This is a genomic window from Paraburkholderia sp. FT54 (genome assembly GCF_031585635.1).
Classification (GTDB): Bacteria; Pseudomonadota; Gammaproteobacteria; order Burkholderiales; family Burkholderiaceae; genus Paraburkholderia.
This window is the reverse complement of the sequence record NZ_CP134196.1, coordinates 1505042-1523688: the sequence shown is the minus strand read 5'-3', so window position 1 is coordinate 1523688 and position 18647 is coordinate 1505042. Positions and strand designations below refer to the sequence as shown.

Below are 18647 nucleotides of genomic sequence, written 5' to 3'. Positions count from 1 at the left end.
GCGAAGATCGCTTCAAAGCCTCGCCAGACGGCGCTTCAGTGCTTCAGTCACAGCGGCCGCAGCGCGCGTGAAACGACGCCGCCCGGCGCCGCCGATGGTGCAGCGCTCACCAACTCGGGGCTCGCGCGCCCTGGATTCGCGCCGACACGCGCATCGGCAAAGCCCGACGCTACGCGTATCGCCGCGCCGGCCGAATCGCCAGGCGCACGGACAAGGCGCGACGTGTTCAGCGTTGTCGAAGCGCGCTGCCCTGCGTGTTATCAGATGGCTCATCATCTAAAAATTGGCGACCGTATACTCGCGGCACCTTCCGGCGAACCTTCCCTGGCGGAGCCTCGATGCACAATCTGAAACCCGCCGGCACCTATGGCGGCATGGTCACCAGTCCTCATGCGCTAGCAAGCGAGGCGGGCCGCGACGTCCTGCGCGCGGGCGGCAACGCCATCGAAGCCGCCATCGCGATCGGCGCGGCGCTGTGCGTGACGTACCCGCATTTCACCGGGCTCGGCGGCGACGCCTTCTGGGTGATCGGCGACCGGCATGGGATGTTGCGCACGGTATCGGGCATCGGCCAGGCCGCGGCGCAACTGCCGGCGTTCCACGGTGCGATTCCGTTGCGCGGTCCGGCTTCCGCGATCACCACCGCCGCGACCGTCGATACATGGCATCAGGCCTACGGGATCAGCCAAAGCGCGTGGGGCGGCAAGCAGTCGTGGCCGTCGCTGTTCGAGCGCGCGCTGGAGCTTGCCGCCGACGGTTTTCCCGTGACGCCGTCGCAGCATTTCTGGCAAACCATGCGCGCCGACGAATTGCATGCGTTGCACGGCTTCGCGGCGACCTTCGCGCCGCACGGGCGCATCCCTGCAATCGACGAGCGCTTCGTGCAGCCGGCGTTGGCGAAGAGCATCGAGCGCATTGCCCGTTTCGGCGCGCGCGAGTTCTATGAAGGTGACCTGGCTGAGCGGATCGCCGCTGGTCTCCGCAAGGCCGGTTCGCCGCTCACTGCGAGCGACCTCGCCCGCACACGCGCGCGCGATGAGGCGCCGCTGCGGGTCGCCTATCGCGGCGGCGAACTGGTCAGCATGCGGCCACCCACGCAAGGCGTGACGACCTTGCAGATCATGGGCACGTTGGAGCGCTTCGATCCAGGATCTATTCCTGAAGGCAGCGCGGATTACTATCATCTGTTGGTGGAAGCCGTGAAGTGCGCGTTCGTGGATCGCGACCGTTTCGTCTGCGATCCCGAGTTCAACCCCGTGCCGGTCGATGAGATGCTCTCGCCCGCCACGCTCGACGCCCATGCACGCTCGATCGATCTGCATGCCGCGCGCGCATGGCCGCATGTTTTCCGTCCGGGCGATACGGTGTTCATCGGCGCGACGGATCGCGAAGGCCGCAGCGTGAGCGTCCTGCAAACGGTCTACTTCGATTGGGGCAGCGGCGTGGTAGCGGGCGATACCGGCATTCTGTGGCACAACCGCGGTGCGTCGTTCAGCACGAACCCCGCGCATCATAACGCCGTGCAACCGGGCAAGCGGCCGTTCCATACGCTCAACCCCGGCATGTATGTGAAGGACGGCCGTCCGCGGTTGCTGTTCGGCACGCAGGGCGCGGACGGTCAACCGCAAACGCTCGCCGCGATTCTCACGCGGCTGATCGACTACGGCATGGACCCGTTGACCGCCCTCGCCCGCCCGCGTTTTCTGCTCGGCAAGACCTTCTCCGATACACGCGATGCGTTGAAGCTCGAAGCGGACGCCGGCGCCGACGTGTTCGCGGCGCTCGCCGCGCGCGGTCATGAAATAAGCGCGATTGCGGCGCGCAGTCCGTTGGCGGGACACCCGGGTGTGATTCGCATCGAGGCGGACGGGTCCGCCTCGGGCGCGCACGATCCCCGCAGTGATGGCCGGGCGCTTGCGGTGTGATGTGACGAGGGCGTCCGCGGTTCATCCAAGCGTGAACCGGTCGCGCGTCGTCACATAGTCGCTCGCGCCGAAGCGGCCCACCGGGAAATAATGTTGCAGGCGAACGCGCCACGTTTCCATGTCGATCAACTCGTCCCGCGCGTGCAACCGATGCACGCGTCCAATGAAAATCTGCCGGCTCGTCGTCTCCAACGTCTCCCACGTGGTGCACTCGAACGCGACCGGCGCTTCTGCGATGCGCGGCGGCGCAACGTGCGAACTCGGCAGCGGCGTCAAGCCGACCTCGGTGAGCTCGCTCACGTTGGGCGGCAGCCTTTCCCCACAGCGATGCATTTTCGCGGCGATGGCTTCGTCCGCGAGATGCACCACGAACTCGCCCGTGCGCGCGATATTCACCGCCGTGTCCTTGAGCGTGCCGTCGGCCACGCGGTTGATGCTGATCATGACGATCGGCGGCTCCTCGCCGAGCATGTTGAACATGGAAAACGGCGCCGCGTTGATCGTGCCGTCGGCGCCGAGCGTGGTGACGAGCGCGATTGGACGCGGCACGATCAGGCTCGCCATCAGCTTGTAGCGCTGGTATTCGGTGATCGCTTCGAAATCGATTTCCATGTCGGCCGCCTAGTTGGGAGTGACTGATGCGGTGATGCCGAGCAGCTGGCCGAGGCTCTTTTCGCCGCGCATCCGCGAGGTTTCAATCCGCTCTTCGAGGTCGCGCAGATGCGCTTCCATATGTGCCATCGCGCCGGCCGCGTCGCGCGCCTCGATGCAATCGACGATCGCCGCGTGCTCTGCATGTTCGCATGGCGCATGCCCCGGCGGTTCGTACACGCCGACGATCAGCGAGCAACGCGAGACCAGTTCCTTTAGATAGTTTTGCAGAATCGAGTTGCCCGCCAGCGCGGCGACACGCATGTGAAAACCACTGGCGAGCGTCGCCCACGAAGGCTGGTCGAAGCGATGCATCGCTTCATGTTCGCTCGCGAGCTGTTGACGCAACGCCTTGATGTCTTTGGCGTTCGCGCGCTGTACGGCCAGCTCGACCAGCATCCGTTCGACGGAGCGCCGCGCTTCGAAGATCTCGCGCGTTTCCTCTGGCGTAGGTTCGGCGATCACCGCGCCCTTGTTCGGCCGCAACACGACGATGCCGTCATACGCGAGCTTTTCCAGTACGCGCCGCACCACCGCGCGGCCCACGCCGAACAGTTGGCATAACTCGGGCTCGGGCAATTTCGTGCCGGGCGTCAGACGATGATTCAGCACGCCGTCGAAAATAGACTGATAGATGCGCCCATCGAGGTCGGCGTCGTCTTTCGGCGCTTTTTTCACGGTGGCCGCACCGGCTTTCGCGTTCATGCGATGGCCGGGCGCACGATACCATCCCGCTCCAGCACGTCCATATGATTCGCGACGGCGCCCGGCGTGGTGATCCACACGTCGCCGCGGGCGCGTGCCGCGGCGATATGTTCAAGCGCGCGGCGCAGATGCCGCAAACGATAGGGCTGCCCGACCAGGTACGGATGCAGTGCGATGCCCATCACGAGCGCCTGCGGCTGCGCGCCGCGATTGGCCTGTTCGAGCATCTCGTCGAACTGGTCGATGACCATGTCGGCGAAGTCGCGGCCATCCATATGGCGGCCCACCATCATGGGTAAATCGTTGAGCTCCTGCGGATACGGAATCGACCAGAGCGGCGCGCCGCGCGTGGCCATCCGCACCGGACGGTCGTCGTGACACCAGTTCAGCGTATAGCGATAACCGGTCTCCGCGAGCAGATCGGGCGTCAGATGGGACTCCGAAATCCATGGTGAAAGCCAGCCGCGCGGTGCTGTGCCGGACACTTCGGCGATCCGTTCGCGGCAATGGAGAAGCAACTCACGCTCGCTGGTTTCGTCGAGATCGCTCTGCCGGTGCGCGTTCGTATGGCCGTGGCCGATTAGTTCGTCACCGCGCGCCACGCAGGCTGCGATCAACTCCGGGCAATGATCATAGAGCGCGGTGTTGATGAGCGTGCCCACCGGCAATTCCAGTTGATCGAACAGTTCGATGCAGCGCCACGCCCCGACGCGATTGCCGTACTCGCGCCAGCTATGGTTCAGCACATCCGGCTGCGGCGAGATCGGACCGAGCGCGGCGCCGAGCCCTTCGCCGAAGGCAAAGTGTTCGATGTTGAAGCCCAGATAAACCGCGAGCCCGCTGTCGCCAGGCCAGCGGAACGCGTCGCTGTCGGTGATCGGGCGATAGGGAAAGCGGCCATGCGTGGCGAGCAATTGACGCGCGCGGTTCTCTGTAACGGGCATGTTCCGTGTGTCGTTCATTTGAAGAAGCCGTGGGTGAGAAAAAGCGCTGGAGCGCATCAGCGGATGAACCGGAATGGCCAGTTCATGCCCCGCGACGGACCCGGCACGCACCGTGATCGCGCAAAAAGAATCGTTGGAATCGCTAACGATCGACGCTGCGGATCGTTTGCAATATGTGAGCCAGGTTGTAGACGTTAAGCACACCGGTGTGTCGGCAATCACGCACCACACGATGCAATGGATGGCACATGTCTTGCATTTGCTTGGGCTCGTTCTGGCGCCGCGTCCGTTTCGCGGGCTTTGCTCTTGTGCTTCGTTGTTCGCATCTTCGTCACTTCTTCGCCGATTACGAGGACACCTCCTGATGATTCAGCCTGTTTCAACGGTGCTCGAAACCAAAGCCGCCGACATCGAGCTGGTGCACGTGTCGAAGCAATATGGCGACTCGCTTGCCGTCGACGCGATCGATCTGCGCATCGCCGGCGGCCAGTACTGCTGCCTGCTCGGACCATCGGGATGCGGCAAGACCTCGACCTTGCGGATGATCGCCGGGCATGAATCGGTCACCGAAGGTGACATTCTGATCGCTGGGCGCAACGTCACACGCGCCGAGCCCGCTGCTCGCGGCACGGCCATGGTGTTCCAGAACTACGCGCTGTTCCCGCATCTGAGCGCGCTCGATAACGTCGCGTTCAGCCTGAAGATGCGCGGCATCGCCAAGGACGTACGGCACAAGCGCGCCGCCGAGCTGCTCGAACTGGTCGCCATGTCGGCGTATGCCGAACGCAAACCGGCCCAGCTATCCGGCGGCCAGCAGCAACGTGTCGCACTGGCCCGCGCGTTGCTCAATCAACCGGGCTGCCTGTTGCTCGACGAACCGCTCTCCGCGCTCGACCCGTTCCTGCGCGTGCAGATGCGCGCCGAACTCAAACGCTGGCAGAAAGAACTCGGCATCACCTTCGTGCATGTCACGCATTCGCAGGAAGAAGCGATGGCGCTCGCCGATCTCGTCGTGGTGATGAGCCACGGCCGCATCGAGCAGAGCGGCACGCCGCATGAAGTGTTCAACCGTCCTCGCACGGAATTCGTCGCGCGCTTTCTCGGTGGTCACAACGTCTTCAATACCAATGGCCGCTTGTTTACCGTGCGAGCCGACCATCTGCGCGTCGTGCCGCATGGCATTACGCCGGTGCAGAACGCGAGCGGCGACAACGGCATGACGCGCATCGGCGGCGTGCCTTGCGCCGTACGTGAAGCCGAATACCAGGGCACGCATCTGCGCGTGACGCTCGACCCGCTCGACGGTTCGCCCGAATTGATCTCGCTCGTGAGCGACGGCGATTACGACCCGGCGCGGCTCGGTCCCGAAGCGCGCGTGGTGGTCTGGTGGGAGGAGCGGGACGCGCATCCGCTCGCAGCGTGAGTATTGAAGCTGCATGACGCAGCCGTGCCGCATGCATCAAACAGGCGCGAACCGAAAGTAAACCGAACGTCAATCGAACGTCAACCGAGGAGAAAGCAATGAGCGAAGCGAACGAAAGCCCGGCAACGGCCGCAACGGATGTGAAAGAAAAAGGCCTGTCGCGCCGCACGTTCATCAAGGGCGCGGTGGCGGCGGCCGGCATTGCCGGTTTTCCGTACGTGCACGCGCAGGAAAAAATCACGTTGCGCTACCTCGGCACGGCGGTCAATCAAAGCGCCGACATCGCGAAGAAATTCAAGGAGGACACCGGCATCGAGATTCAATACGTGCCGGTGACCACCGACGACGTCGCCAAGCGCATCATCACCCAGCCCAACTCGTTCGACATCGTCGATACCGAATACTTCGCGCTCAAGAAGCTGATTCCGGCCGGCACGCTGGCCGGCATGGACGCGAAGCGCATCAAGCTCGCCGACAAGATTACGCCGGTGCTCACGCGCGGCGAAGTGAACGGCAAGAAGATCGGCGATCAAGGCACCGCGCCGAAGAAAGTGATGTTCCTCACCGGCCCGCGCTCCACGGAGTTCTCCGCGACGCCCACCGAGTGGATGACGCTGATTCCCACCACATATAACGCGGACACGCTCGGCATTCGTCCCGACCTGATCAAGCGGCCCGTGGACAGTTGGGCGGAACTGCTCAATCCGCAGTTCAAGGGCAAGGCCGCGCTGTTGAACATTCCCGCGATCGGCATCATGGACTCGGCCATGGCGATCGAGGCAATGGGCCACGTGAAATACGGCGACAAAGGCAACATGACCAAGGCCGAGATCGACCAGACCATCAAGATCCTGATCGAGGCGAAGCGCGCCGGCCAGTTCCGCGCCTTCTGGAAGGACTTCAACGAGAGCGTGAACCTGATGGCGTCGGGCGAAGTGGTGATCCAGTCGATGTGGTCGCCCGCCGTGACGAAAGTCCGCACCATGGGTGTCGCCTGCAAGTTCCAGCCGCTCAAGGAAGGTTATCGTTCGTGGGCCTCGGGTTTCGGTTTCCCGCGCTCGCTGCAAGGCAAGAAACTCGACGCCGCGTACGAATTCGTCAACTGGTTCCAGGACGGCTGGGCGGGTGCCTATCTGATGCGTCAGGGCTACTACTCTGGCGTGCTGGAGACCGCGAAAACGCACATGCAACCGTACGAGTGGGACTACTGGATCGAAGGCAAAGCGGCTGCGCAGGACATCAAGGCGCCGGACGGCCAGTTGCTCGAAAAAGCCGGCACCGTGCGTGACGGCGGCTCGTACAACCAGCGCATGGGCGCGATTGCCTGCTGGAACGCGGTGATGGACGAGAACATCTACATGGTCCAGAAGTGGAACGAGTTCATCGCGGCGTGATTTCGCGGTGTGATTCGCGCCGAGGTTCGATATGGCAGCCGGCACGCGACACGCCGGCTGTGACCGCCCGTCCGAATGAACGCATAGTCCTTCCTTAGAAATACGCCCATGGCAACGATCGACCTTCCCTCGCACGCGCAGGACGAGCCCGTCAAACACCGCCGCGCGCCGGCGTGGCTGCAGGCGACGCCGCTCTCGCTGACGTTCCTGCTGTTTTTCATCGTGCCGCTGGTCATCACGCTGATCGTCAGTTTCTGGGACTTCAACGAATACCAGATCATTCCCGCGTTCACGCTGAAGAACTACGCGGCGATTTTCAACGGCTGTTCGTCGCTGACGGACGTTTGCGTCACCTTCAAGACGTACTGGTCGACGCTCAGGTTCTGCGCGATCGTGTGGGCAGTGACCTTGCTGCTGGGCTTTTCAATCGCCTACTTCCTCGCGTTCCATGTGCGCACCACGAGCATGCAGACGGTGCTGTTCCTCGTCTGCACGATTCCGTTCTGGACTTCGAACGTGATCCGCATGATTTCGTGGATGCCGCTGCTCGGCCGCAATGGTCTCGTGAATCAGGCTCTGCTCGGCGCGCATCTGATCGACCAGCCGCTGGAATGGCTGCTGTATTCGAACTTTTCTGTGGTGCTCGCCTTCGTCCATCTCTATACGTTCTTCATGATCGTGCCCATCTTCAACGCAATGATGCGGATCGACCGCTCGCTCCTCGAAGCCGCGCGCGATGCCGGCGCGAGCGGCTGGCAAGTGGTGCGCGACGTGGTCCTGCCGTTGTCGAAAACCGGCATCGTGATCGGCTCGATCTTCGTCATCACGATCGTGATGGGCGATTTCCTGACGGTCGGCGTGATGGGTGGCCAGCAGATCGCGTCGGTGGGCAAGATCATTCAGGTGCAAACCGGCTACCTGCAATTTCCCGCCGCCGCGGCCAACGCGATCATTCTGCTCGCCGTGGTGCTGATGATCGTGTGGGGTTTGACGCGGGTCGTCGACATCCGCAAGGAGCTGTGAAGATGCGAGCCATTCGCCTCAAACACCGGGAACGCCGTCCAGCGAGTTTCTATTGGCTGGCGCTGCTGTTCGGCCTGTTCGTGCTGTTTCTCTACGGACCCGTGATCACCATCTTCATTCTGTCGTTTCAGGGGCCCGAGGGCGGCCTTACGTTTCCGATGCGCGGTGTGTCGCTGCACTGGTTCGCCGTGTTGCGCGACGGTGTGGGCGACGTCGATATCTGGGCTGCATTCGGCCGGTCCGTGCGGCTCGCGTTGGCGGTCACGGTGCTGACGGTGTTGTTCTCGGTCGCGGCGGGCCTCGCGTTTCGCAGAAAGTTTCGCGGCGACACGGCGGTGTTTTACGTCTCCGTGGCCAGTCTGATCATGCCGTCCATTATCGTTTCGCTCGGCATCGGCTTGACGTTCCGTCTGCTGGATAACGGCGTGAAGTACCTGGCGTCCGCGTGGGGCTATCAGTCTTTCGCCGACAGCTATACCACTTCGATGGGCTTGTTTACTTCCGCGCTCGGCGCGCATTTGACCTGGACGCTGCCGTTCGGTTTGCTGGTGATGTTCGCGGTGTTCAACCGCTTCAATCCCGCTTATGAAGAAGCGTCGCGCGATCTGGGTGCGAGCCCGTGGCAGAGTTTCCGGCACGTGGTGCTGCCGATCATCGGTCCTTCAGTGGTGGGGGTCGCCATGTTCGGCTTCACGCTCTCCTGGGACGAGATTGCCCGCACCTCGCAGGCGATCGGCGATCAGAACACCTTGCCGCTCGAGCTTCAGGGTCTCACGACGTCGGTGACCACGCCGGTGATCTACGCGCTGGGCACCATGACGACGGTGTTGTCGCTAACCGTGATGGGCGTGTGTCTGCTCGCGGTGCGAGTGCTGGCGCGCAGGCGTGCAGTGGCGGCGTTGAAATAGGCCCGGCGCTCGGTGTGGCGCGCACCAGAACCATTTCACGCCTGCTGCTAAGAATCGGCCAAATACTTCGTTGCTAGCGCCCCGCCGCGTCCCTTACCGTTCTCTGATTGCGCCTCACGCGCACCCCGTTTCGGAGAACCCATGTCCGCAGTTGAATCACGAACGAATCCAGGCCACAGCATCGCCGACGCCGCGCAACTCCTCAGCGACGATCCGCTGACCCGCCGCTTCGCGCCGGTTTTCGCGCGCATTGCCGAAGGCGCGGTCGAACGCGAGCAACATCGCGAACTGGCCTACGCACCCGTGGAGTGGTTGCGTGAAGCGGGCTATACCAGGCTACGCGTGCCCAGACGGTACGGCGGCGAAGGCATCTCACTCACACAGTTCTTCGCGCTGGTTACGCGCCTGGGCGAAGCGGACTCGAATCTGCCGCAAATCCTGCGCGTGCATGGCGGCTTCATCGAATCGCTGCTGGAACAAGACGACGAATCGTTGCGCGAGCGCTGGCTCACGCGTGTTGCGCAAGGGCAGATCGTCGGTGGCGCGGTGTCGGAACGCACCGGCGTCACCAACAACAGCGTGCGTCTCACGCAAACCGACGGCGCATGGCATCTGGAGGGCGAGAAGTACTACACCACCGGCACGCTCTACGCGGACTGGGTGGACGTCACCGCGCGCGACGGCGAGAGCGACGTGCGCGTGCTCGTCAAAGCCGACACGCCGGGCGTGGAACGCATCGACGATTGGGATGGTTTCGGGCAGCGGCTCACGGGCAGCGGCACGGCGCGCTTCACTCACGCGCCGGTCTCGCTGGACAATCTCTACCGGCGCTATAACGCCGCCGAGCCGCGTCGCAACAGTCTGCTGACGGCTTACTACCAGGCGCTGCATGTCGCGAACCTCGCGGGGATCAGCCGCGCGGCGTTGCGCGACGCAGTCGCGTTCACCCAAGCCAGAACACGCACCTTCGGCGTTCCGGGTGAGTCGAGTCCGCGCGACAATCCGCTGGTGCATCGCGTGATCGGGCGGCTCGCGAGCCTGGCTTACTCGACGCAGAGCATCAGCGCGTCGCTCGCGCGTGCCATCGATGAAGTCTCATTAGCGCGCGAGGAAGGCCGCACCAGCGAGCAGACCTACATCAACCTCGACATCCAGACCTTCCAGGCGCAACAGATCGCCATCGAGCAGACACTGCAGGCGGCGACGCTGCTGTTCGAAGTGAGCGGTGCTTCGGCAACCAGCGAGGCGCGCCGCTTCGACCGCTACTGGCGCAATGCCCGCGTGCTGGCCTCGCACAATCCCGCGATCATTCGCGAGGCCGCGATCGGCGACTTTTACCTGAACGGCAAGGCGCATAGCGAACGCTTCGGTGTGGCGCGGCAACCGGCATCGGCATCGGCTCTGGCGCCGGCGTAAAGACCGCAATTGCCCGGCCGCGCGCGGATCGCCGGCTTCATGTGGCACAGTATCGTCAGGCGCATGCGCTAAGCTTGCGCAACCACACAGTCCTGACGAGCAACATGAAGAACCTGCCAGGCTACGAGCCGCCGGTCGACGAAAACCAGCTTCTGTTGAAATGGATCCGGCGCGCGCGCGAATCCCAGATGAGCCATTACGACATGGCCGACCTGCTGGCGGCGCGCGACCGCCAGGTCGGCTGGCTGGTGACCGCCCTGACCGCTTTCGTGGGCACGGCGGTGTTTGCATCGCTGAATTTGTCCGCGGTCTCGCCGGAACTCAGGATCTTCATCGGCCTCGTGAGCGTGACGGCCGCGGTGTCCGCCGCGCTGCAGACGTTCCTGCGCTACGCGGAGCGCGCCGAAAAACATCGCGCGGCCGGCGCGCGTTATGGCGCGGTGCGCCGCAGACTCGAAGCGATCTTCGCGGGCGATGCCGATGCGCGCGACGGCCACTACCTCACCGCGATCCGCGACGAACTCGATCGGCTCGCCCAGGATTCGCCCAACGTGCCGCCGCGCATCTTCTATCGCACGCAGCGGACGCTGTCGGCGAATCCGAATCGCAATGGCGATACTTGAGCGCCAATCGCCTTCCTATCACGCCTTCCGATCGCAGCTGACGCGTGGCGCAAACCAGCAGCATCATCAGGCGTTCGCATTCTTCCGCGAGCGGCCCAATTGACTGTAATTCTCGAAAAAGGCCGGATCATCGTAAATGTTTTGTGTCATGTGTAAATGGCTTTAACTGGAATTGACACACATTCAATACAAGTACTTTACGAAAGCCGAACGAGGCGGCCCGTGACTTTGTCCATGCGCGTTGCCATGCGAAAGCGCTTTGCGCGATTCTAAGCTCAGTGACAGAAGACCGCGCAAGGACCACCCAATCGTGCTTAAGCGTCACTTAAGCTCTATACCGCATCATTCAACGCGCTGAAAATATCCCTCTTCGCCGGCGCATATTTTTGTCAGCCAATCGAAATGCGACATTTGTGCCCGTGCACACGAATTTTACGTTTGCCCGCTTTTGCGTCTGACCGCTTATGGTATTGTCCGGCCTGCGCGTGAATGCGCACGCCACACTCAATCGGGAAGCGGAATCGCTCCCTAGAAAAAATATCATGGAAGTTCAAAACGCCCGACGCTGGGCACCACGGGGAACGCGCGCCTGGCTTGCCGCCGCTGCCGCATTGGCGATTGCCAGCGGTGTGCGCCTGTTGCTCCACCCATTCATTGGCCCGTTCCTGCCGGGCACCGCGTTTTGTATCGCGGCATCGCTAGTCGAATATTTTTTCGGACTGGCGCCGGCATTGACGGTCATGGTGCTCGGCCTGTGTATCGCCGACTATCTGTTCGTGCCGCCTTATGCGCATCTAGCCGTATTCGATCGCGCGGACCTGGCTCTGCTGATTTCCTATCCGCTGGTCACGCTACTGGTGATCGTTCTGATCGAGCGTTTGCGGCGCTCGCAGTTTCGCGCCGAACTGATCGCCTCGGTCGCGCAGTCGCGTTATGAAATGCTGCTGCGTCACGATAACGAACGCATGCTCGCGCGCCGGGCCGTCGACGAAACGCATCGGCTGCTGCGGCATCTATCGCATCATCACAAGACGTTTATTTTCATTCAGGCGCTCGAGCGCAACGCATTGCAACCGGTCGACGACGTCAAGCCGCAAAGCGCGCCGCCGCGCTTGCCCAATGAAATTGCGCCCGGCCCGCGCTTTGCCGAAGTCCATTCCGATGACATTCAGCGGCTCAGCAAGGCACTGTGGCCGGGCAGTCATCGCGTGCGCATGAAAAGCGGCGACGGCGCCTCGAAGCTGACCGAATGCGTATGCGAGCGCTTCACGACGCATGCCGGCGACTTTCTCGTGCTGCGGATCGGAGCAGCCTGACGTGAGCCAGCCGACACCTCTGTTCTTCGCCGGCGACGACCACGCCGTGCTGATGTTGCACGGCCTGTCCAGCTCGCCGCTCGAATTACGTTTTCTCGCGCGCTTTCTGAACGCGGAAGGCTTCACCATTAGCGCGCCGCTGCTGCCCGGCTATAGCGCGGGTTCCGACGAAGCCGCAATGGAAGTGTGGGTCGAGGCCGCCGTGCGCGAGTACGACGCGCTGGCCGCGCGTTTCGCGCGCGTGTCGATCTGCGGCCTGTCGATCGGCGCGGCGTTGGCGCTCGCGCTGGCGCAGCGCAGGCCGCAGGCGCAGTCGCTCGTGCTGCTTTCGCTCACGCTCTCGTACGACGGCTGGGCCATCCCGTGGTATCGCTTCCTGCTCAACTGGGCGTACTACACGCCAATGCGCAAACGCTGGCGCTACCGCGAAGCAGCGCCGTTCGGCCTGCGCAACGAAGCGCTCCGGGCGAAGATTGCCCGTGCCATGCAGCGCAGCGACTTCAGCGAAGTCGGGCCGTCGACGATCTCCTTGCCGGCGTTGCACGAGGCGAGCCGCCTCGCGTCGACCGTGCGCACATCGGTGCGCGACATCAAGACCGATTGCCTGATCGTCCACGCAATCGACGACGAAACCTCGAGCCCGCGCAATGCCCGCTTCGTCGCCCGCCACATCGGCGCGGCCTTCTTACGCACAATCTGGCTGGACGATTCGTATCACATGATTACATCGGACAACGAGCGGGAGATCGTCGCGCGCGAAACCGCACTGTTTTTACGCGAAAGCGAAGCCGCGCACAGCGGCGACGACAGCAGGCAAGCAGTCGTCTCGAAGGCGCTGGCGCGCCGCCTCAGACAGCTCGCGGCGCTGGGCAAGGAGCGCGTATGAAGGCGCGCAAGCCTGTGAGTCCGATGCTGGCATCGTCGCTGCTCACCGCGGCGCTGGGTCTTCCGGTGGCGCAAAGCGCCCACGCGGACGAAGCCGCTTCGAGCGCCACGACGGATGCAAGCGCCGGCACCGCAGCGGACAGTAAATGGAAAATCGGCGTCGGCCCCGGTCTCGTGATAACACCGAAATATCCGGGCTCGCGGCAGTTGAGCTACATTCCGTTCCCCGCGCTCGATATCTCTTACGACGACCGGTTCTTCTCCCAAGGCCCGGACGTGCTCGGCGTCAACGTGTTGCGCAGTCCCGCGTATCACCTGGGCGCCGCGTTGAGTTTCGATTTCCAGTCACGCAAGGAGTCGGACGATCCGCGCCTGCATGGCCTCGGCAATGTGGACGGCGGCCCCAAACTGAAACTGTTCGCCGACTATACGTGGTGGGCATTCACCGGCTCGGTGGCCTTGTACCAGGACATCGCCGGACATCAGCAAGGAACGACGGTCAGCACCGACTTCCTGGCGTCGGCGCCCGTGGGCGGCTGGCTCTTTTCCGTAGGACCGGGATTCACGTGGGCGAACGGCACGTATACGCGGACGTTCTTCGGCGTTTCAGCTCAGCAAAGCGCCGCGTCGGGATTGCCCGCGTACAACACGAGCGCCGGCGTGCGCGATATTCATCTGAACGCGATGGTGACGTATGATTTTTCCCGGCACTGGAATGGCTCGGTCGCTGCGACGTTCGGGCGGCTCGAACATGATGCGGCGAATAGCCCGATTACCGAAAAGCGCTTCGAACTCAATACGCTCGCTTCTGTGAACTACAAGTTCTAGGTTTGCTGTCTTCGCCTGTTGCGCGAAACGTCACGCACAACAGGCGCCGCGAACTTCATTCGCCGGCAGTGAGATCGCCGGCGTCGATACCCAACTCCGCTGCCATGCGGCGGACCACGATCTGCAGACGGCTCACTTCATCGGCGAGACGCTTCTGTTCGGCCTTGACCGCTTCGAACGTGGACAACGGCACCGAGTCGTCTTCGGCACCCGGCTGCGCCAACTCGCTCGCGCTCACTTCACCGCATAGCAGATGCGTCCAGCGGTTCTCGCGCTCGCCCGGTGTGCGCGCGAGTTTCACGACCCGTGGCGGGTCGTTGGCCGCGAGTTCGTCGAGAAACGCCTCGACCGACGAGATATCGGCGAAACCATGCAGACGCGCGCTATTCAGGCGCAGTTCAGCCGCGGTTTGCGGGCCACGCAGCAGCAACGTGGTGAGCAAGGCCGCCGACTGGCTCGGCAGCCCCAGCACCCGATGCATATTGTGCTCGAAGCGCGGCACGCGGCTGCTGCTGCCTTCCATCACGAGGCTCAACCGCTTCAATCCGTCGAGGGCGGTCAGCACCTCGGCTTCGGTGGCGTTCATCACCGGCGCGCGGCCGGTTTTCTGGTTGCAGCCCAAGGTCAATGCGTTGAGTGAGAGCGGATAGCTGTCCGGCACCGTGTGCTGCTTTTCGACGAGCACGCCGAGCACGCGTCCTTCAAGCAAGGTCAACGCGCGGATCGAAGGACGGGAAGAAGCGTCGGGAGTGGAGTTCATAAATGATGTCGCGGCATGAGCCGCCAGGTCTCGTGGATGATGTGCGTTACCGCTGCACAGCCGGGCGGTGCTTTCTGGTTTGTGGGCACTATGATAAACGGGCCAGGCCGCGCAGGTGTACCAATCTCCGCTACAGCTTGACGCGCGAGGCCGTCTGACGCGAGCCGGGCGGGCGCTGCCTGTCTTGTGGATTCTCACGCGTGAAGTCACGCCGGTCGCGAGTGTAAGTGACGCGTTGATCGAGCGAGTTCTCGCGCTCGGTGGCGACACGCCGATCCTGCGCATGACCCGAATCGAATAAGCAGAGTCGCCGGCGTGAGTTGGATGGACGTGCGTTTTTTTCCTTGTTGACCTAATTCCATATTCGAGATAATTTTCCGAATATGGAAAACCCACTCCCCGACGACAACGCCATCGACCGCCGCATCGCCCAACGTCTGCGGGCGCTGCGCGCCGAGCGCAACTGGTCGCTCGACGACCTCGCAAGACTCAGCGGCGTCAGCCGCGCAACGTTGTCACGCCTCGAAAACGCCGCCGTGAGCCCGACGGCGAGCGTGCTCGGCAAACTCTGCGTCGCCTACGGCCTGCCGATGTCGCGCCTCATGCACATGGTCGAGGAAGACTTCGCGCCGCTCGTGCCGCGCGACGCCCAGCCGTTCTGGACTGACACGAGCGTCGGCTTCCGGCGGCGCTCCGTGTCGCCGCCTGCGCAAGCGCTGAGCGGCGAGGCGCTGGAATGCGAACTCGATGCGGGTGTGCGCATCGCTTACGACGCGTCGCCGCGGCCCGGCCTCGAACATCATCTGATTCTGCTCGAAGGGCAATTGCAGATCACCGTCGATGGCCAGAGCCACGATCTGCAACCCGGCGACTGCCTGCGCTATCAACTGTTCGGGCCCAGCGCTTTCGTGACGCCCGCGCACAGCGCGGCCCGCTACATTCTCTTCATCGTGTGAGCCAGCATGAGCGCGACCACCATCACCTCATTCTCCGCCGACGACCTCGTGCGTCATCTTCCCGAACTCGGCGCCCTGCTGCGTGCCTGTGTGCACGACGGCGCGAGCGTCGGCTTTGTCATGCCGTGTGGCGTCGGCGAGAGTGAAGCGTTCTGGCGCGGCAAAGTGCTTTCTTCGCTGCGTGCAGGCGGGCTGGTGCTATTGGTTGCGCGCCGCGGCGAGGCGATTGCGGGCACCGTGCAACTGGACTACGACACGATGCCCAATCAGCGGCATCGCGCCGAGGTGCGCAAGCTGCTGGTCCATCCGGGCTTGCGCCGGCAAGGCATCGCGCGGGCGCTGATGACGGAACTCGAACGTCGTGCGCATGCCTTGCAGCGCAGCCTGCTTACGCTCGACACCCGCACCGGCGACCACGCCGAGCCGCTCTATACCGGACTGGGTTACCGGACGGCCGGCGTGATCCCGGGCTACGCGCGTGGCACGCATAGCCAGGAGTACGACGCGACCACCATCATGTACAAGGCGCTGTGACGAGCGTGCGGACCGGCTGCTACACGTCAGGCCGTTCGTGAATACTTGAACGTGCCCTGCGCGCTGGCGATCAGCAGCGTGCCGTCCACCCACGCCTCGCCGCGCGAGAAGAAAATCGAGCGGCCCGCGCGCTCCAGATAACCCTTGGCGGTGACCGATTCGCCGAGTCCCTTGTCGAGATAGTTGGTGGTCAGCGACAGCGTGAAGGCATGCCGTGCCGGCTCGCCGCTTGCCGCAAAGAGTCCGGCATAACCTGCCGCCGCGTCGAGCAGCGTGGCGATCGCGCCGCCTTGCAGCACGCCCTGGCGATTGAGCTTGCTCGCATCGATCGGCATGAGCAGTTCGGCGTAACCGTCGCGCCATTGCGTCAAACGCACGCCGAGCGATTCGAGAAACGGGTTGTCGATGGGAAAGTCGGACATGGACAGGCCTTTGTGTTCGAGGTGAGCAATGCCGGGCGCGCGGGGCGCGCGCCAATGGCGCGTAGTCAGCATACCAGGGTTCACGGCTGGCCATCTGCCGGAGCGGCGCGTGACAGCGTCGGCTCGCTCTGTCTGCTTGCCTGTGTGCGTGGCTCGATGCACTCGCTATCGGCCGCGATCCGCCCGCTTTGCCGGCCCGCTTGCCCGCTCTCAGGCACAATCGGTTTTTCGCCGCGCTTGCGGCCCGAGCCCTGTCCGCCCCGCACCCAACTGCCTCGATGAGTTCGACCCCTCCCACCGACGGCGCGCCGCACTGGCAGCGCAATCTCTATGTCTGCCTGTTCGGCTCGTTCACGACCATCGTCGCGATGACCCTGCTGCTGCCCTTCCTGCCGCTCTATGTGAAACAACTCGGCGTCGATACGGACGCGGCCGCCGTGCAATGGTCCGGCGTCGCGTTCGGCGCGACGTTCCTCGCCGCCGCGCTAGTCTCGCCGCTGTGGGGGCGCATGGCCGACCGTTACGGACGCAAGCTGATCCTGATTCGCGCGAGCCTTGGCATGGCCGTCGTGATGTCCTTGCTCGGACTCGCGCAGAATGTCTGGCAACTGGTGGGGCTGCGTTTTCTGGCGGGGCTGGTCGGCGGCTATTCATCGGGCGCCACCGTGATGATCGCCACGCAGACGCCGCGCTCACGCACCGGCTGGGCACTCGGCACGCTGGCCTCGGGGGTGATGGCGGGCAGTCTCGTCGGCCCGCTGGTGGGCGGCGCCTTGCCGCCGCTGATCGGCATCCGCAACACGTTTTTCATTGCGGGCGCGATGATCTTCTGCGCGTTCATCGCGACCACGCTGCTCGTCAAGGAGCAACCGGTCGAGCGCACGCGCGGCCAACCGCACGAGACGGATGCGCCTACCGGCTGGGCCAGCGTGCCCGACCGGCGGCCCGTGCTGGCGATGCTGTTCACCGCCGGCTTGCTGATGTTCGCCAACATGTCGATCGAGCCGATCATCACCGTGTATGTCAGCCAACTCGTGCACGACGCAAGGCACGTCACGCTGGTGTCGGGCTTCGTGATGTCGGCCTCGGCGCTCGGCAGCGTGCTGGCGGCCTCGCGTGTCGGGCGTCTGGCCGACCGGATTGGCACGCCCAAGGTGATTGTGGCGTGCCTCGCCGTGTGCGCGGCCTTGCTGGTGCCACAGGCGTTCGTCACGAGCGGCTGGCAACTGGTGGTGCTGCGCTTTCTGATGGGACTCGCACTGGCCGGGCTGTTGCCGTCGATCACGAGCGTGATCCGGCATAGCGTGCCCGACCGCTCCGCCGGCTACATTCTCGGCTATGCGACCTCTGCGAACTACGCGGGACAGGTGGCGGGGCCGCTCGCGGGCGGCTTTGCGGGCGCGCATTTCGGCATGCAGGCGGTGTTTCTCATCACCAGCGCGTTGATGCTATGCGGGGCGCTGTTCAACGGCTGGGTGTTCAGAGGCTCGGGTGCGGCGCGCGGCGGATAGCGCGCCTCGAAAAACTCAACGGTGCGAGTCGAGCGCGATGCGTACCGCGAGTCCGGCGAGCACGAGGCCCATGGTGAAGAGCTTGCGGCGGCTGTTCGGGCGCGCCACTGCAAAGCACCGCTTGCGCAGTGCAGTGCAGCGCAGGAAACACTTGCGGTAAAAATCTTTGAACGGTATTGTCGAGCCGTTCTGCAATGCAGCGCGGGAGAGATCGTCAGACGTACGTGACGACGCCGACGGAGCAACCGCCCCGGAAACTCTCAGGCAAAAGGACCGCGCGGCAGGAACATCTGGAGAGCGGCGCATGGGCAAGACCCTGTGCGCCCACCGAAGGGGATTCCCCGCACACGGCTCGCATCGGGTCAGGCTGCCGCAGGGAAGAAACTCTCAGGTACATGGACAGATGGGGCATCGACGCCGGTT

19 protein-coding genes and 1 riboswitch are annotated in these 18647 nt (G+C 63.7%); of the genes, 14 read left to right on the top strand and 5 right to left on the bottom strand.

Translation table 11 applies throughout. The features are described from left to right. The first annotated feature begins 338 nt into the window (after nt 1–338). The gene (locus tag RI103_RS26390; protein ID WP_310815374.1) at nt 339–1925 is read left to right on the top strand and encodes a gamma-glutamyltransferase family protein; all 1587 of its coding nucleotides are present in this window, start codon (nt 339–341) and stop codon (nt 1923–1925) included. A gap of 21 nt (nt 1926–1946) precedes the next feature. On the opposite strand, the gene RI103_RS26385 is transcribed toward RI103_RS26390, so the two are convergent. Genes RI103_RS26385 through RI103_RS26375 form a run of 3 tightly spaced genes read right to left on the bottom strand, consistent with a single transcriptional unit; the run spans nt 1947 to nt 4243 of the window. Next, on the bottom strand, nt 1947–2537 hold the full coding sequence (locus RI103_RS26385; RefSeq protein ID WP_310815373.1) for a flavin reductase family protein: 591 nt from the start codon (nt 2535–2537) through the stop codon (nt 1947–1949). Nucleotides 2538–2546: 9 nt separating this feature from the next. Then, nucleotides 2547–3281, bottom strand: a complete 735-nt coding sequence (locus tag RI103_RS26380) for a GntR family transcriptional regulator (RefSeq protein ID WP_310815371.1) — start codon at nt 3279–3281, stop codon at nt 2547–2549. Next, on the bottom strand, nt 3278–4243 hold the full coding sequence (locus RI103_RS26375; RefSeq protein ID WP_310815370.1) for a polysaccharide deacetylase family protein: 966 nt from the start codon (nt 4241–4243) through the stop codon (nt 3278–3280). Before RI103_RS26375 ends, RI103_RS26380 begins: the two co-directional genes overlap by 4 nt. Before the next feature lie 346 nt (nt 4244–4589). Between RI103_RS26375 and RI103_RS26370 the strand changes: the two genes are divergently transcribed. The 9 genes from RI103_RS26370 to RI103_RS26330 all read left to right on the top strand — a co-directional run bounded on the left by RI103_RS26370 (nt 4590) and on the right by RI103_RS26330 (nt 14041). Further along, entirely contained in the window at nt 4590–5648 is a 1059-nt protein-coding gene (locus RI103_RS26370; protein WP_310815369.1) for an ABC transporter ATP-binding protein, read from the top strand. 98 nt (nt 5649–5746) lie between these two features. Next, a complete protein-coding gene (locus tag RI103_RS26365) occupies nt 5747–7042 on the top strand; it encodes an extracellular solute-binding protein (protein WP_310815368.1) in 1296 nt (431 codons plus the stop codon). Between the two features lie 108 nt (nt 7043–7150). Beyond that, nucleotides 7151–8065: an ABC transporter permease gene (locus RI103_RS26360; protein WP_310815367.1), complete on the top strand. Its 915-nt coding sequence runs from the start codon at nt 7151–7153 to the stop codon at nt 8063–8065. Nucleotides 8066–8067: 2 nt separating this feature from the next. Continuing rightward, a complete protein-coding gene (locus RI103_RS26355) occupies nt 8068–8973 on the top strand; it encodes an ABC transporter permease (RefSeq protein ID WP_310815366.1) in 906 nt (301 codons plus the stop codon). Nucleotides 8974–9114: 141 nt separating this feature from the next. Further along, nucleotides 9115–10389 (top strand): acyl-CoA dehydrogenase family protein, encoded by a 1275-nt coding sequence (locus tag RI103_RS26350; protein ID WP_310815365.1) that lies wholly within the window; start codon nt 9115–9117, stop codon nt 10387–10389. Nucleotides 10390–10493: 104 nt separating this feature from the next. Then, complete coding sequence (locus tag RI103_RS26345) at nt 10494–11012, top strand: SLATT domain-containing protein (RefSeq protein ID WP_310815364.1); 519 nt, start codon at nt 10494–10496, stop codon at nt 11010–11012. A 542-nt stretch (nt 11013–11554) separates the two neighbouring features. Continuing rightward, nucleotides 11555–12328 (top strand): DUF4118 domain-containing protein, encoded by a 774-nt coding sequence (locus RI103_RS26340; RefSeq protein ID WP_310815363.1) that lies wholly within the window; start codon nt 11555–11557, stop codon nt 12326–12328. 52 nt (nt 12329–12380) lie between these two features. Then, complete coding sequence (locus tag RI103_RS26335; RefSeq protein ID WP_310818582.1) at nt 12381–13214, top strand: alpha/beta fold hydrolase; 834 nt, start codon at nt 12381–12383, stop codon at nt 13212–13214. Further along, nucleotides 13211–14041, top strand: a complete 831-nt coding sequence (locus tag RI103_RS26330) for a MipA/OmpV family protein (protein WP_310815362.1) — start codon at nt 13211–13213, stop codon at nt 14039–14041. Before RI103_RS26335 ends, RI103_RS26330 begins: the two co-directional genes overlap by 4 nt. A 55-nt stretch (nt 14042–14096) precedes the next feature. Here the strand turns inward: RI103_RS26330 and RI103_RS26325 are convergent, their stop codons facing one another. Continuing rightward, nucleotides 14097–14801 (bottom strand): YceH family protein, encoded by a 705-nt coding sequence (locus tag RI103_RS26325; RefSeq protein ID WP_310815361.1) that lies wholly within the window; start codon nt 14799–14801, stop codon nt 14097–14099. A 115-nt stretch (nt 14802–14916) separates the two neighbouring features. Between RI103_RS26325 and RI103_RS26320 the strand changes: the two genes are divergently transcribed. The 3 genes from RI103_RS26320 to RI103_RS26310 all read left to right on the top strand — a co-directional run bounded on the left by RI103_RS26320 (nt 14917) and on the right by RI103_RS26310 (nt 16291). Continuing rightward, nucleotides 14917–15102, top strand: a complete 186-nt coding sequence (locus RI103_RS26320) for a hypothetical protein (RefSeq protein ID WP_310815359.1) — start codon at nt 14917–14919, stop codon at nt 15100–15102. 82 nt (nt 15103–15184) lie between these two features. Beyond that, nucleotides 15185–15757, top strand: a complete 573-nt coding sequence (locus RI103_RS26315; protein WP_310815358.1) for an XRE family transcriptional regulator — start codon at nt 15185–15187, stop codon at nt 15755–15757. 6 nt (nt 15758–15763) lie between these two features. After that, complete coding sequence (locus RI103_RS26310) at nt 15764–16291, top strand: GNAT family N-acetyltransferase (protein ID WP_310815356.1); 528 nt, start codon at nt 15764–15766, stop codon at nt 16289–16291. A gap of 26 nt (nt 16292–16317) precedes the next feature. Here RI103_RS26310 and RI103_RS26305 read toward each other — a convergent pair whose 3' ends face one another. Further along, nucleotides 16318–16713 (bottom strand): PaaI family thioesterase, encoded by a 396-nt coding sequence (locus RI103_RS26305; RefSeq protein ID WP_310815354.1) that lies wholly within the window; start codon nt 16711–16713, stop codon nt 16318–16320. Nucleotides 16714–16991: 278 nt separating this feature from the next. On the opposite strand from RI103_RS26305, the gene RI103_RS26300 reads away from it, so the two are divergent. Continuing rightward, nucleotides 16992–18224 (top strand): MFS transporter, encoded by a 1233-nt coding sequence (locus tag RI103_RS26300; RefSeq protein ID WP_310815352.1) that lies wholly within the window; start codon nt 16992–16994, stop codon nt 18222–18224. A 192-nt stretch (nt 18225–18416) separates the two neighbouring features. After that, nucleotides 18417–18510, top strand: a riboswitch (glycine riboswitch). Nucleotides 18511–18647: the final 137 nt, after the last annotated feature.